At 58.0% G+C, this 13,836-nt stretch carries 13 protein-coding genes; 7 read left to right on the top strand and 6 right to left on the bottom strand.

Annotation, left to right across the window (positions count from 1 at the left end):
* Positions 1-354 precede the first annotated feature (354 nt).
* The 6 genes from A6D6_RS00965 (at position 355) to A6D6_RS00940 (ending at position 5,494) form a co-directional block, all read left to right on the top strand.
* Positions 355-1,503 (top strand): ABC transporter substrate-binding protein, encoded by a 1,149-nt coding sequence (locus A6D6_RS00965; RefSeq protein ID WP_159659675.1) that lies wholly within the window; start codon positions 355-357, stop codon positions 1,501-1,503.
* Between the two features lie 43 nt (positions 1,504-1,546).
* A complete protein-coding gene (locus A6D6_RS00960) occupies positions 1,547-2,419 on the top strand; it encodes a branched-chain amino acid ABC transporter permease (RefSeq protein ID WP_159659674.1) in 873 nt (290 codons plus the stop codon).
* Positions 2,420-2,421: 2 nt separating this feature from the next.
* Positions 2,422-3,453, top strand: a complete 1,032-nt coding sequence (locus A6D6_RS00955; RefSeq protein ID WP_159659673.1) for a branched-chain amino acid ABC transporter permease — start codon at positions 2,422-2,424, stop codon at positions 3,451-3,453.
* Complete coding sequence (locus A6D6_RS00950; protein ID WP_159659672.1) at positions 3,450-4,253, top strand: ABC transporter ATP-binding protein; 804 nt, start codon at positions 3,450-3,452, stop codon at positions 4,251-4,253. Before A6D6_RS00955 ends, A6D6_RS00950 begins: the two co-directional genes overlap by 4 nt.
* Positions 4,240-4,944, top strand: coding sequence for an ABC transporter ATP-binding protein (locus A6D6_RS00945; protein WP_159659671.1), 705 nt, complete (start codon positions 4,240-4,242; stop codon positions 4,942-4,944). Before A6D6_RS00950 ends, A6D6_RS00945 begins: the two co-directional genes overlap by 14 nt.
* A 73-nt stretch (positions 4,945-5,017) precedes the next feature.
* Positions 5,018-5,494: a cysteine hydrolase family protein gene (locus A6D6_RS00940; protein ID WP_159659670.1), complete on the top strand. Its 477-nt coding sequence runs from the start codon at positions 5,018-5,020 to the stop codon at positions 5,492-5,494.
* A 29-nt stretch (positions 5,495-5,523) separates the two neighbouring features.
* Here A6D6_RS00940 and A6D6_RS00935 read toward each other — a convergent pair whose 3' ends face one another.
* Complete coding sequence (locus A6D6_RS00935) at positions 5,524-6,486, bottom strand: PDR/VanB family oxidoreductase (protein ID WP_159659669.1); 963 nt, start codon at positions 6,484-6,486, stop codon at positions 5,524-5,526.
* Entirely contained in the window at positions 6,473-7,513 is a 1,041-nt protein-coding gene (locus A6D6_RS00930) for a Rieske 2Fe-2S domain-containing protein (RefSeq protein WP_159659668.1), read from the bottom strand. The genes A6D6_RS00935 and A6D6_RS00930 overlap by 14 nt, the downstream gene beginning before the upstream one ends.
* Before the next feature lie 395 nt (positions 7,514-7,908).
* Between A6D6_RS00930 and A6D6_RS00925 the strand changes: the two genes are divergently transcribed.
* Complete coding sequence (locus A6D6_RS00925) at positions 7,909-8,409, top strand: MarR family winged helix-turn-helix transcriptional regulator (RefSeq protein WP_236563931.1); 501 nt, start codon at positions 7,909-7,911, stop codon at positions 8,407-8,409.
* A 212-nt stretch (positions 8,410-8,621) separates the two neighbouring features.
* On the opposite strand, the gene glmS is transcribed toward A6D6_RS00925, so the two are convergent.
* The 4 genes from glmS to atpD all read right to left on the bottom strand — a co-directional run bounded on the left by glmS (position 8,622) and on the right by atpD (position 13,799).
* Positions 8,622-10,451: a glutamine--fructose-6-phosphate transaminase (isomerizing) gene (glmS, locus tag A6D6_RS00920; RefSeq protein ID WP_133491105.1), complete on the bottom strand. Its 1,830-nt coding sequence runs from the start codon at positions 10,449-10,451 to the stop codon at positions 8,622-8,624.
* A gap of 19 nt (positions 10,452-10,470) precedes the next feature.
* Positions 10,471-11,838: a bifunctional UDP-N-acetylglucosamine diphosphorylase/glucosamine-1-phosphate N-acetyltransferase GlmU gene (gene glmU, locus A6D6_RS00915; RefSeq protein WP_159659667.1), complete on the bottom strand. Its 1,368-nt coding sequence runs from the start codon at positions 11,836-11,838 to the stop codon at positions 10,471-10,473.
* A gap of 128 nt (positions 11,839-11,966) precedes the next feature.
* Positions 11,967-12,392 (bottom strand): F0F1 ATP synthase subunit epsilon, encoded by a 426-nt coding sequence (locus A6D6_RS00910; RefSeq protein ID WP_133491107.1) that lies wholly within the window; start codon positions 12,390-12,392, stop codon positions 11,967-11,969.
* A gap of 21 nt (positions 12,393-12,413) precedes the next feature.
* Positions 12,414-13,799, bottom strand: coding sequence for a F0F1 ATP synthase subunit beta (gene atpD, locus A6D6_RS00905; protein WP_133491108.1), 1,386 nt, complete (start codon positions 13,797-13,799; stop codon positions 12,414-12,416).
* Between the last annotated feature and the right edge of the window lie 37 nt (positions 13,800-13,836).

Here is a 13,836-nt window from a genome sequence, read left to right as displayed (position 1 = left end):
CATTTATATTGAAAAATAGAAGATGTTCTTCAAGCCGCTTGAACAGACCCGGCACCAACTCGGATCATGGGCTGTGCACCGACGGTGCGCGCCGCTCCAGGAAAGAACGTTTTCTTTCTTTTATCTTCATATGATTGGTATACCACATATTGCCGCATTGTGGTGCGCAAGCTCTTTTTCGGCACCGTCACAGGCACTCACTATCGCACTTTCATGTGGTATACCACTTTTATGTATACAAAATTTAGTTAATAAAATCATAACGTTACCCTTGTATCGTGTGGCCTTTGACGACGATGGCACAGGACTTGCTGCCTTCTGGCGATAAATCCAATCGTATTTCAGGAGCGCTTTATGTTGACCAAACCGCTGTATGCGATGCTGCTCGGGGGAGCATTACTGGCATCTCAGGCGCAGGCCGATGACACCATCAAGATCGGGGTTTCACAGCCGCTAACCGGATCCGTGGCCGCTTCCGGAACCTATGTCACCAACGGCGCACGCCTGGCCGTGGAATACATCAACAGTGAAGGCGGTGTACTGGGCAAATCTCTGGAACTGGTTATTGAGGACAACAAGTCCAACCCCAGGGAGGCGGTGAACACGGCTGAGAAATTGATCCTGCGCGATAAAGTGCCGGTCATGATGGGGGCCTGGGGTTCTACTTTCACCCTGGCAACGATGCCTAAGCTGGAGGAGTACGGTGTTCCCATGGTGGTGGAAACCGCTTCTTCATCCAAGGTTACCACTTCCGGTAACCCCTGGGTTTTCCGTATCAGCCCGACTTCAATGATGGAAGCCCAGGCGTTCGCCAAACAGCTCTCCTCCTTCACTCCCGCTATCAAGAAGGTGGATTTCCTGTCGGTGAACAACGACTGGGGCCTGGGCGCGGCCAGCGCCTTCAAGAAGGTGCTGGAAAACAAGGGGATTGAAGTAGGCCGCTCCGAAATCATCGCTCCGGATGCCACTGATTTGTCCGCGCAACTGGCCGCCATCAAGAACAGCGGCAGCGATAGCATTATCGTCACATCAGGTGTGGAACAGCTGACTCTGGCGATTCGCCAGGCAGCCGAGCAAGGCATAAAACAAAGGCTGATCACCACCGGAGGCTCTTTTCCCGAACCCCTGGTGAAGAACCCGGGCCCCGAGGGATACGTCAGCACGCACCTGCTGTTCTTCTCACCCTGGACCGCGGACCAAGCTCTTCATCCGGAAATCGCCAAGACTTACATGGCTGCCTGGCAAGCAAAGGATTACCCGTTCCCGGGCCTGACCGAAGGCTTTCGCGGCTATGACGCCATTCTTACCATCGCGGAAGCCATTCGTGTGGCCGGCAAAGCTGAACCGGAAGCCATCCGCGACGCGCTTTGGAAGGTCAAGCTGGCCGGCGTGAACGGCGATATCGCCTTCCACAAGGAGGGTCCTGAAGGCCGGGAAAGCGGCCAGAACACGCCCAATATCTACATCATTCAATTACAAGACGGCGAAGTTTCAGCGCTGTAACGGCAAACATCTCAATAGGGGCCGGGAAGTCAGGGAGATTATTTTGGACCAATTCCTCCAGCACCTCGTCAACGGCACGGTGCTCGGTGCCACCTACGCGCTGCTTGGCATCGGGCTCACGCTTATCTTCGGCATCATGAAAGTCGTGAACTTTGCCCATGGCGAGTTATACGCCTTCGGTGCCTACGTGGCCTACGCTCTGGTATCACTGCTGCAGATGGATTATTTCGTGGCGCTTGTTCTGGCAGCGGGCCTGGGTCTGATATTGGGCGCGGCCATCGAGTTCCTGCTGTTACGGCGTTGCCGTCTGGAGAACATTGACGAAGTCATGCTGATCATGATTGGTGTCATGATCATTATGCAGAACGCCGAACTGCTGGCCTGGGGTGGGGTCGCCAAAGTGGTTCCGACCCCCCTCCCGCAGGAGTCCATCATTGTCGGCGGTATTTACCTGTCACCAACACGACTGTTCGTTCTTGGCGCGGCCATCGTGCTGCTGTTGGTCTTCTATCTGGTGATTGAGCGTTCCCGTCTGGGGCTGGCGATGCGATCCACCTTTCAGGATGAGGACGCGGCCCGTCTCGTCGGCGTCAACGTGGGCCGGATTTACACACTCACGTTCGGTCTTGGATCATCGCTGGCAGCAATTACAGGAGCATTGTTGGCACCGGTTTTCGTAGTCACACCGACGATGGGAGACCTGGCCAGCCTGAAGGCCTTCGCCATCGTTATTCTTGGCGGTCTGGGCAACATACGCGGGGCCGCCCTCGGCGGCTTCGCATTGGCACTGATTGAAGAATTCGGAGCGGCTTACATTTCCACCGCTTATCGCGACGCGCTCGGTTTCCTGGTGATTCTGGCCGTTATGATCGCCCGTCCACAAGGGCTGTTCGCGGCCAGGGAGAGGGTGGGTTAATCATGCGAAGATTGTCGTTTTTAATCACTGTAGCCGCACTGGCCTCGCTGCCGGTACTATGGCCCGATCCTTATTTGCTCTCGGTGGTGGCCGCCGCCGGCATCATGATTATTGCCGCGATCAGCCTGAATCTGTTACTCGGCTTCACCGGCCAGCTCAGTCTCGGACACGCTGCCTTCTTTGGCATCGGTGCTTATACCAGTGCGTTACTGTCCCTGGGCTTTGACGTCGATCTGGGTTTTTCATCCCCTTTGGTAGTGGAACCCAAACCAGTATGGGTGGCGTTCGTCGGCGCTATCGTCATGGCATCACTGTTCGGGTGGCTGTTGGGCAAGGTCGCTTTTCGCGTACGTGGCGCCTACTTCGTGATCGTGACCATCAGCTTTGCTCAGGTCATGCGCATGGTGGCGCTCAACTGGGTGGATTTGACCGAAGGCCCCATGGCTCTGGTTTCCATTCCGCCGTTGAGTCTCTGGGTCCCCGGCGAAGGTGTTGTCCGCCTGGTCAGCAAAGCATCAACGTACTGGCTGGTGCTGGCCGCTGGTGTGCTCGCCTACGTGATCGTGGCCAATCTTGTGCGCAGCCGCATCGGCCGTGCCGCCATCGCGCTACGGGAAAACGAGGTACTGGCTAAGTCCATCGGAATTCCGGTAACCCGGTGCCTGATCGTCTTCTCAGTTCTCTCCGCCGGTATCGCTGGCGCCGCCGGCGGTCTCTACGCCCATACCGTGCGGATCATCGACCCGGATGTTTTCCTGTTCATCTACACCATCACCATGGTGATCATGGTGATCGCGGGCGGCAAGGGCACCCTCGCTGGCCCGGTGGTAGGTGGCTTGATTTTCGGACTCCTACCGGAGGTGCTTAGAGGCGTGGTGGCTCCGGAAGTGCAATGGATCATCTACGGCGCCCTGATGATTCTTATTCTTCTATTCATGCCCAAAGGCATCGTTCCCGCCTTCGGTGGATTAATCAAGCGCCACAGGATTTCCTTGCGCCGCCGCCCCTCCGCTACCCAAGGAGTCAACCCATGACAGTATCCGCGGCAACACAGCCGGACACCTTGTTGTCCTTGTCCGGTATCAGTCTGCGCATTGCCGGCCTGCAGATTCTCAGTGACGTGGATCTCCGGATTGAACCCGGCCGCATCGTCAGTCTGATCGGCCCCAATGGCGCCGGCAAAACCACGGCATTCAACATTATCTCCGGCTATATGCGGCCCAGTGCCGGTTCCGTGCATTTTCTAGGTCAGGACATTACCGGCAGGCAACCCCATGAGATAGCCAAACTGGGCCTGGTCCGCAGTTTCCAGAGAACCAATATCTTCGGTAACTGCACCGTGTTCGAAAACCTGCTTACCGCCTTCCACATGCAAGGTCGTAGCGGTCTCTTTGGCGCCATATTCAGGCTGCCCGCGTTTCAGCGGGAAGAGCAAGCGTTGCAGGCGCGTACACGGGAAATGCTCTGTTTTCTGGAACTGGAACATCGCGCTGACGATCTCGCTGCCAATCTGTCTTACGGCGAACAACGTCTGCTCGGCGTCGGTATCGCCCTGGCGGCCCGACCCAAGCTGTTGCTGCTGGACGAACCCGCCGCGGGATTGAACCCATCGGAAACCGAAGACTTCAAGCAGATGGTGCGACGGGTGGCCGACAGCGGCATCACCATTCTCCTGGTGGAGCATGACATGCACATGGTGATGTCAATCTCCGATTACATCATGGTGTTGAACCAGGGACACCGCATCGCCGACGGCGGCCCCGCCGACATTCAAAGCGACCCGGAGGTGATTCGGGCCTATCTGGGATCAGGATTGCAACGTGCTGAAGCTTGATGATATTACCGTGCTCTATGGCGCCACCGTTGCGGTGGATAGGGTATCGCTGGAGGTAAATGAAGGGGAGTTCGTCACTCTCATCGGTTCCAACGGTGCCGGCAAATCCAGCACGCTCAGAGCCATCAGCGGCCTGGAGCCCGTGGTTTCCGGCTCAATCCGCTTTGAAGGCAGGCCCATTACCAACGCCAGGCCACAGCAGATCGTCGAGCATGGCATTGCCCATTGTCCGGAGGGGCGCCGTGTATTTTCTCAGTTGAACGTGCGCGAGAATCTGGAGATGGGCGCGTACTGCCGCAGCGATCACGTCGGCATCCGCGACGATCTGGAAGCGATGCTGAACCGTTTCCCACGTCTGCGAGAACGCATCGAACAACCCGCGGGCACCCTTTCCGGCGGGGAACAGCAAATGCTGGCCATTGCGCGGGCCCTGATGTCCCGTCCACGGTTGGTTATGTTCGATGAGCCTTCCCTGGGTCTGGCACCCAACTTTGTCGAGCAGGTTTTTGAGCTGACCGCGCAAATCCGCGCCAGCGGCACCACCGTATTGATGGTGGAACAGAACGCCTACGCCGCTTTGGAACTGTGTGACCGGTCCTATCTCCTGGAAACCGGACGGGTGGTACTACAAGGCACCGCCCGGGAAATGCGTGATAATCCGGATATCCGCAAAGCTTATCTGGGCGGATAAGGCCCCCATGGTCAGGTCAGACGGCGCCACCGTCGGCCAGACTGAACCGCGTTATCGGCCTGGAGACTATGGTATGCGACAGGCTCTTTTGATTGTCGACGTGCAACCTTCGTTTTCTCCGCCGACCTGGCTTCTTCGGGACATTGACCGCCTGCTCGGCCATATGCCGACCGTAGCGACCGTCGAGTGCCATGACGAAGCGATTACCCCCTTCCAGGCGCAATTGGGTTGGCGACCTCCGGAACGGGAACGCAGTCTGATCGCAGCCGACCGGCAATTCGTCAAACACGGCTACCGGCCCACCGACGAGGTGCTGAACCATCTTATCCGATTGGTCCCGGAAAGGGTCTTGGTGTGCGGCATCCAGACCGAGACCTGTGTGCTCGCCGCCGGCTTCGCACTGTTTGATCTGGGACTGCGCCCGACCCTGGTTACGGATTTGACCGTGGGTTCATCACTGGATCCCCCAGGCGAGCTCGGTATTCGGCTTTGGCGACATCACTTCAGGCACATCACTACCCTGGCCGAGGTGCTTGGGACAAGCGCCTGAAAGGCGTCCATAACAGCATCGGAGGAGGATCAGATATCCAGCACCAAACGGGCCGACTGGCTTGAGGAGCAGCAGATGATCATAGTGCCACGACGATCATGCTCTTCGGCGGAACACACCGTGTCCCGATGGTCCGGGCATCCTTCCAGTACCCTCACTTCGCAGGCCCCGCACAATCCCTGTTCACAGGAATACATAACGTCGGCTCCCGCATCGCGCAGGGCGTCGAGAATGGTTTGCCCCGAGGCGACCCTCACCTGAGTACCCGAGCGCGCCAGAGTCACCTCGAATGCATTGTTCGACGCTGCTGACGCGGGGGCGGCCTGGAAGCGTTCCAGATGAATACGAGGCATCACATTCAGATCCTCTCCCAGTTGCTCCAGATGATCGAGCATACCCTGAGGGCCACAGCAGTAGATTTCGGTTTGTTTTGATAGACCTTGAACCACCGTGGCAAACTGCCCCGCGCTTTCCTCCGCGGAAGCAGCGTAATGCACGGTGACGTCGCCGCGATCAGCCAGCGCCTCCAGAAACAACCCGTGTTTTTGCGAACGACACCAGTAGTGCAAATGCACCGGGCGGCCACAAGCGCGAGTCTGTTCGTACATGGAATAGATAGGGGTAATACCGATACCCCCGGCCAGTAACAATACAGGCGAATCTCCCGGTGCCACCTCGAAGTGATTGCGAGGTGAACTCAGCTCAAAGAGTTGGCCAACGCGAGCACTATCGTGCAACCAGCGCGAGCCGCCTCTGCCATGTTCTTCGCGCTTTACCGCGATCACGTAACGCCGCCGCGAACACAGCGGTGTGATCAGTGAGTACTGTCGCAACAGGCCGCCGGGCAGACCAATATCCACATGTGATCCAGCGGTCACAGGCGGTAATGCCGCCGGTGTCGTCGGTTCAAATTCATAGAGAACGATTTCCTCGGCACCATAACGAATGGCCTGAAGACGAACTGGCAAGGTCGAGGGTTCAGACCGTGCCATATCGCACTCCCATCTTCTGCAGCCAGGAACGGTACTTCATACCGAGCAGATCAGTGCGATGGTGGAGTTCCTGGCGTAGATCCGTGGGGATCCGCTCCGGACGCTGGGTATCAACGATATCACTGTCCTGTGCGTAAACCAGATCCTGACGCTGACGAACCTCCTCGTCCGTCGGCATGGGATCAAAGTTCATAGCGCAACAGATTCGGACAATACTCTCGGTTTCACTCACCTGTTGAACCGCCAGATAAGTGCAGAATCGGTCGCTGGGATTACCTTCGTGGGCACGGTCCGGATCCGTGATCAGAACCCGCTTTTTAAAGTAGGCCACCAACGGGCGCAGACACTTGTAGGCGTAAAAAGCCATCACCGGGACATTACGCGGATCACCATAAGGCTGGGTCACCTGCACTTCGGAAGAGGCCAGACCACCATTCTCCTCCCAAACATCGTAGGCGCCGATCGGATCCGGATCGTCCATCAGACCATTCACACCCGCGTGCACAAACGGGAAATGAGTGGGATCAATAAAGTTTTCCACTGCCCGGTAGCCGGATTTGAAGCGATACGGCCCGCACACCACTTTCTTGTAGCTGTCATCGTACCACTCGGGAAATTCCGGAATATCGTGCTCCGGTTCGCCCAGGCTGGTCCAGATGAAGCCATAAGCTTCCCTGACGTGATGACTGATGGCCTTGGCCTTTTTCATCGGTGTTTCCCCCGGGGAAGCGGGGATCAGCCGGCACTGAGCCGTGCCATCGTAGTTCCAGCCATGGTAAGGACACACCACCCGGTCGCTGGCGATAAACCCTTTGGAGAGCCTTGCTCCCCGGTGGATACACAGGTCTTCCCAAACATGGGCCTGGCCACTGGAATCACGCCAGATCACCAGATCGCGCTCAAACAGGGTGGAGGGTATCAAATTACCTTCCGTTATTTCGTCGGAAGCCGCCACCACGTGCCAGTCGTTCAACAAGGCGGGCTCCAGGGTAAAGTCCTGCTGGTTCAGCTGTTCTCTGCAGTTCATCGGTATCTTCCTCGATTACAGCGGCCGGATTAATACCTTTGAAAAGCAAGTTGTATGCCACCCTTTTGCAAATCACCCTCGGCCTTTCCAGCCCCTTCCCGCCTTGACTTAAGTTACTGATTTCCTTGTTCATACTAGATAAATCCTGCGTTCATATAACGGCCATGAAAATGCGAGGTCGAAGGTGAAGCGTGCCACGGGGCAAGGCATCTTTATGTGGTATGCCTCTTAGTTGAGCATGAAAAAAAGGCTATCATCACGCCCTCCTTTCCATTCTCCCGTCACGCTGCAACCCTGGTTGACAAGCTGAAGGGCGCTGGTCTTTACTTCTTCTTATTCTCACTGGATATTTCTCCACATTTTTTATGGGTAATTCCTCTAAGACATCCAGGAAAGTGGCCGCCGCTCAACTGGCCACCGCGGTCGAACGGTCCGCCTTGCTTGGCCGTCCGGGTTTTCTCATTCGCCGTCTGCACCAGATCCACTGCGGGCTGTTTCTGGATGAAACCCGGGAGCACAACATCACGCCGGTTCAGTACAGCCTGATGACCACGCTGAGCACCCATGGAGAAATGGATCAGAACAGCCTGGCGCACGAAATCGGGCTGGAGCGCACCAGCGTGGCGGAGGTGATTCCCCGTTTGGAAGCCCGTGGTTTGCTTAAACGCCGGCAGAGCGACGAAGACCGGCGTTTCAAGCTTGTCAAGCTGAGCCGCAAAGGGGTGTATTTGCTGAAGAAGATGGAGGCCGCCGTGCAACGGGCACATGAGCGCACCATCGAGGCCATCCCGAAAGATCAGCGTGATGTCTTCATGTTGCAGTTGATCAGACTGGTGGAAGCCAATAACGAAAACGGCAGCGCGCCATTCCGCTTAAACAAGGACGGCGACGGATAACCGTCACCGCTCACTCCGCCATGCTAGTACACCACTCGCCAGCAGGCTGACTCCCACGGATAATGCTACGAAGCCGCTGTGGGAGCTTGCTTGCAAGCGAATGGCCAACGGCCCGGGGGGTATTCGCGGCCCAGGCCGCTTCCCACAGTAATGGGCCACGAAGCCGCTATGCTATATAGGAGCTTGGTCCGGGCGGCGGGCTGCCGGCGTTATTACTCCACCGTTACCGACTTGGCCAGGTTGCGTGGCTGGTCCACATCGGTCCCCCGCAGCACCGCCACATGATAGCTGAGCAGCTGCAACGGCACGGTATAGACGATGGGAGCGATGATTTCCGGCACCGCCGGCAGATTGAGCACGTGGATCCCTTCGCCCTCTTTTACACGCGCGTTCTTATCCGCGAACAGATACAGCTCTCCACCGCGGGCGCGCACTTCCTGCAGGTTGGATTTCAGTTTTTCCAGCAACTCATCGTTGGGCGCCACCGCCACCACCGGCATGTCTTTGTCCACCAGCGCCAGTGGCCCATGCTTCAATTCACCGGCCGGGTAAGCTTCGGCATGGATGTAGGAAATTTCCTTGAGCTTGAGCGCCCCTTCCATGGCCACGGGGAACTGGACACCGCGCCCAAGGAACAGGGTGTGATGTTTTTCCACAAAGGCCCGGGAGAGTTGCTCGATCGGCTTGTCCAGAGCCGAGGCTTGTTCGATCAGGTTCGGTAGCTGACGCAGTTCGTTGAGAATACTCTCGACCTTCTCATCGTCCAGGCCTTTACGACGGCCCAAAGCCATCACCAGCATCAACAGGGCAGCCAGCTGGGTGGTGAACGCCTTGGTGGAAGCCACCCCGATTTCCGGGCCGGCCTTGGTCAGGAACGCCAATTCGGATTCACGCACCAGGGAGGAACCGTCCACATTGCAAATTGCCAGCCGGCCCACATAGTTACTGGAGTCGGTATCACGCAGAGCCGCCAGGGTATCAGCGGTTTCCCCGCTCTGGGAGATGGTGACGAACAGCGTGCCTTCCGGCACCACGTGCTGACGATAACGGAACTCACTGGCCACCTCCACCTGGCAAGGGATACCGGCGAGCGCTTCCAGCCAGTAACGGGCCACCATCCCCGCGTGGTAGCTGGTGCCGCAAGCAACGATCTGCACCGTGCGCACCTGGTCGAACACCGCCGCCGCCCGCTCTCCAAAAGCGGCGCTCACACTTTGCGGTGAGTCGATGCGGTCTTCCAGGGTGCGCTGGATGGCCGCCGGCTGCTCGAAGATTTCCTTCTGCATGTAATGGCGGTATTCGCCCTTTTCCGCATCCTCGTGCGCACCGTCCAACTCGTGCACCTCACGGTTCACTTCATTGCCGTCCACATCAAAGATGCGCACGCCTTCAAGCGTCACATCCACCATGTCCCCTTCATCGAGGAACACGAAGCGGTTGGTCACCGGCAGCAGTGCCAATTGATCGGATGCCACATAGTTTTCATCGATCCCCAACCCCACCACTAGCGGGGAGCCGGAGCGGACCGCAACCAGACGATGGGGCTCCCGCGCATGGACCACGCCCAGGGCATAGGCGCCGCGCAGCCGCTTGACCACGCTTTGCAATGCCCCGAACAGGTCGCCGGTTTCCGCCATGGCGCGGTGTACCAAGTGCACCACCACCTCGGTATCGGTGTCGGAAGCGAATTGATAGCCTTCGCTTTCCAGCTCCTCGCGCAATTCCTGGAAGTTCTCGATGATACCGTTATGCACCAGGGCCAGTTCCTCACCGGACAGGTGAGGGTGGGCATTTTTTTCGGAAGGGCGGCCATGAGTAGCCCAACGGGTGTGCGCAATACCGGTGAAGCCGTTGGCATTGGTTTCACGGACCGCCTGCTCCAATCCGGCCACTTTCCCCTGGCGACGCACGCGCTGCAAACCCTGATCATTGATCAGAGCCACACCGGCACTGTCGTAGCCCCGGTATTCCAGGCGTTTCAGGCCGGTGATCAAAATGTTGCTGACGTTGCGCTGAGCCACAGCTCCGACAATTCCGCACATAACGGTCTTACTCCTTGCTTCACTGATCCTGTTTTTTTACAGGACGCTGCCAATCCATAATGTTGCGCTGTTTACCGCGCGCCACTGCCAGAGCGTTGTCTTCCACATCCCGGGTAATGGTGCTGCCCGCGCCGATGGTGGCATTTTCGCCAATGGTGACCGGCGCGACCAGTGAAGAATTGGAGCCGATGAATGCGCCATCCTTCATGATCGTTTGGTATTTGTTAACGCCGTCATAATTGCAGGTAATGGTACCCGCGCCGACATTCACGCCTTTGCCGATCCGGCTGTCACCGATGTAGGTCAGGTGATTTACCTTCGACCCTTCGCCGATGGCCGCTTTCTTGGTCTCGACGAAATTCCCGACCTTCGCTTTGGCCGCCAGTTCCGTGCCCGGGCGCAGGCGGGCAAACGGCCCCACCTGGCAATGCTCACCCACCCGTGCGCCGTCGATGACGGAGTTGGCTTCCACCACGGTGTGAGCGCCGAGATGGGCATCCCGAATCAAACAATTGGGGCCGATACGCACGCCGGGCTCGATGGTGACCTTGCCTTCCAGGACCACGTTGACATCCATCATCACGTCACCGGCCACTTGAACATCACCGCGCACGTCAAGACGGGCCGGGTCCATCAGCGTGACGCCGGCATGCATCAGCGCCTCGGCCTGGTTCAGTTGATAGACCCGTTCCAGCCGCGCCAGCTGCACGCGGTCATTGACGCCATCCACTTCCCACGGAAAAGCGGGTTGGGCGGCTTCCACCATCATTCCCTTCTCCACCGCCATGGCGATCAGGTCGGTCAGGTAATATTCGCCCTGAGCGTTGTTGTTGGACAGCGCCGGCAGACTTTCCGCCAGAAACTGGCGGGTACAGGCGAGGATACCGGTGTTGATCTCCGAGATGCGTTTTTCGTCTTCGCTGGCGTCTTTTTGCTCAACAATACGCCGCACCTTACCGTCCTCGCCACGAACGATACGTCCGTAACCTGAAGGGTCATCCATGGTCAGGGTCATCAACGCCAGGGTCCGATCGTTCACCCGGGCGACAAACTCCCGCAGGGTTTCCGGGCGGATCAGCGGAACGTCGCCGTAGAGGACCAATACCACGTCCTCTTCCAGATAAGGCAGCGCCTGGGCCACGGCATGGCCAGTACCGAGCTGTTCGGCTTGTTCCGCCCAGCGCAGATTGATTCCCTGCACCGCTTCGCGCACCTTCTCGCCACCGTGGCCATACACCAGCACGGTATTCAACGGGTCAAGTGCCGCCGCCGCGTCGACAACATGCTGTACCATCGGCCGCCCGGCGATGCCGTGAAGCACTTTGGGGAGGGCGGACTTCATGCGGGTTCCTTTACCCGCGGCAAGGATCACTACCGCTAGGTTCATGTCTGTTCCGGGCTCCATAACAGGGTCGAAAGGGTATTTATCCTATCCCTCGACCATTGCAAATAAAAAAAGGGCGGCACAGGGCCACCCTTTTTTACATCTCTTTGAAAATGGTGCCAACGCAAGCGTCAGCGCTTGGCCATTTTCTTGATCTGCTCAATGGTCCGCAGGCGGGCGGAGGCCTCCGCCAGAACAGCGGCGGCACGCGTGTAATCCATTTCCGAGTTCTTCCCTTCCAGCGCTTCCTTGGCACGCTGTCTGGCTTGCTCCGCCTGGGCACCGTCCATATCCTGGGCGCGCTCGGCGGTGTCGGCCAGCACCGTCACCAATTTCGGCTGGACTTCCAGGAAGCCACCGGACACGTAGAACACTTCTTCCTCACCGTTCTGCAGCTTCACTCTCACCGGGCCTGGCTTGAGGCGGGTCAGCAACGGAGCGTGGCCGGGTAGAACACCCAGGTCACCTTCGATACCCGCCGCTACCACCATCTCCACCAGACCGGAGAAGAGCTGTCTTTCAGCGCTTACAATATCGCAATGCACGGTCATCGCCATTTCGGTTCCTCCCCGTGCAGGTTATTTGCCACCGCGACTGTTGTATGCCTCTACAACTTCGTCGATGGACCCCTTCATGTAGAAGTCCTGCTCGGGGATATGGTCATAGTCGCCCTTCAGGATACCGGTAAAGGAGCGAATAGTATCCTTCAGGGATACATATTTACCCGGAGAGCCGGTAAACACTTCCGCCACGAAGAACGGTTGAGACAGGAAACGCTCGATCTTACGGGCCCGGGCCACGGTGAGCTTGTCTTCCTCGGACAGTTCGTCCATCCCCAGAATGGCGATGATGTCCTTGAGCTCCTTGTAGCGCTGCAGCACTGTCTGCACGCCACGGGCGGCTTCGTAGTGCTCGTGACCGATCACCAGCGGATCCAGCTGACGGGAGGTGGAGTCCAGCGGATCGATCGCCGGGTAAATACCCTTGGAGGCGATGTCACGGCTAAGTACCACGGTCGCGTCCAAGTGGGCGAAGGTGGTGGCCGGAGACGGGTCGGTCAAGTCATCCGCGGGCACGTATACCGCCTGCACGGAGGTGATGGAACCGGTCTTGGTGGAGGTGATCCGTTCCTGCAGAACGCCCATCTCTTCCGCCAGAGTCGGCTGGTAACCCACCGCGGAGGGCATCCGGCCCAGCAGTGCGGATACCTCGGTACCGGCCAGCGTGTAACGGTAGATGTTATCGACGAAGAACAGCACGTCGCGACCTTCGTCACGGAACTTCTCGGCCATGGTCAGACCAGTCAGTGCCACACGCAGACGGTTACCCGGCGGCTCGTTCATCTGACCGTAAACCAGGGATACTTTGTCGAGAACGTTGGAGTCCTTCATTTCGTGGTAGAAGTCGTTACCTTCACGGGTACGCTCCCCCACACCGGCGAACACGGAGAAACCGGAGTGCTCGATAGCGATGTTCCGGATCAGTTCCATCATGTTCACGGTCTTGCCCACGCCGGCACCGCCGAACAGGCCGACCTTGCCGCCCTTGGCGAAGGGGCAAACCAGGTCGATAACCTTGATACCGGTTTCCAGCAGTTCGTTGGTGGCTGCCTGATCCGCATAAGTAGGTGCTTTACGGTGAATGGGCATGCGCTCCTCTTCACCGATCGGGCCCGCCTCGTCGATGGGGCGCCCCAGCACGTCCATGATCCGGCCCAGGGTCTTGGTGCCGACCGGAACCTGAATCGCTTCTCCGGTATCGGTCACGGGTAGACCCCGTTTCAGACCTTCGGTGGAGCCCATGGCGATGGAGCGCACCACACCGTCGCCCAACTGCTGTTGAACTTCCAGCGTGGTTTCGGTGCCGTCCACGGTGAGCGCGTCATACACCTTGGGTACATTATCGCGCGGAAATTCGACGTCGATCACAGCACCGATGATCTGAACAATACGACCGCTACTCATGCTTGCATCCTCTTAAACTTGCGTTTTTCGCCGCGTT

This window comes from Alcanivorax xiamenensis (assembly GCF_009846745.1).
GTDB classification, from domain to species: domain Bacteria; phylum Pseudomonadota; class Gammaproteobacteria; order Pseudomonadales; family Alcanivoracaceae; genus Alloalcanivorax; species Alloalcanivorax xiamenensis.
Note: the sequence above shows the minus strand (reverse complement) of the source record. Positions and strands in the feature narration are given on the sequence as shown.

What these genes read in the sequence shown, in the direction of transcription:
- glmU (WP_159659667.1), bottom strand. Translation starts at nt 11,838, where the DNA reads ATGAACCTAGCGGTAGTGATCCTTGCCGCGGGTAAAGGAACCCGCATG.
- A6D6_RS00955 (WP_159659673.1), top strand. Translation starts at nt 2,422, where the DNA reads ATGCGAAGATTGTCGTTTTTAATCACTGTAGCCGCACTGGCCTCGCTG.
- glmS (WP_133491105.1), bottom strand. Translation starts at nt 10,451, where the DNA reads ATGTGCGGAATTGTCGGAGCTGTGGCTCAGCGCAACGTCAGCAACATT.
- A6D6_RS00950 (WP_159659672.1), top strand. Translation starts at nt 3,450, where the DNA reads ATGACAGTATCCGCGGCAACACAGCCGGACACCTTGTTGTCCTTGTCC.
- atpD (WP_133491108.1), bottom strand. Translation starts at nt 13,799, where the DNA reads ATGAGTAGCGGTCGTATTGTTCAGATCATCGGTGCTGTGATCGACGTC.
- A6D6_RS00965 (WP_159659675.1), top strand. Translation starts at nt 355, where the DNA reads ATGTTGACCAAACCGCTGTATGCGATGCTGCTCGGGGGAGCATTACTG.
- A6D6_RS00935 (WP_159659669.1), bottom strand. Translation starts at nt 6,486, where the DNA reads ATGGCACGGTCTGAACCCTCGACCTTGCCAGTTCGTCTTCAGGCCATT.
- A6D6_RS00930 (WP_159659668.1), bottom strand. Translation starts at nt 7,513, where the DNA reads ATGAACTGCAGAGAACAGCTGAACCAGCAGGACTTTACCCTGGAGCCC.
- A6D6_RS00910 (WP_133491107.1), bottom strand. Translation starts at nt 12,392, where the DNA reads ATGGCGATGACCGTGCATTGCGATATTGTAAGCGCTGAAAGACAGCTC.
- A6D6_RS00940 (WP_159659670.1), top strand. Translation starts at nt 5,018, where the DNA reads ATGCGACAGGCTCTTTTGATTGTCGACGTGCAACCTTCGTTTTCTCCG.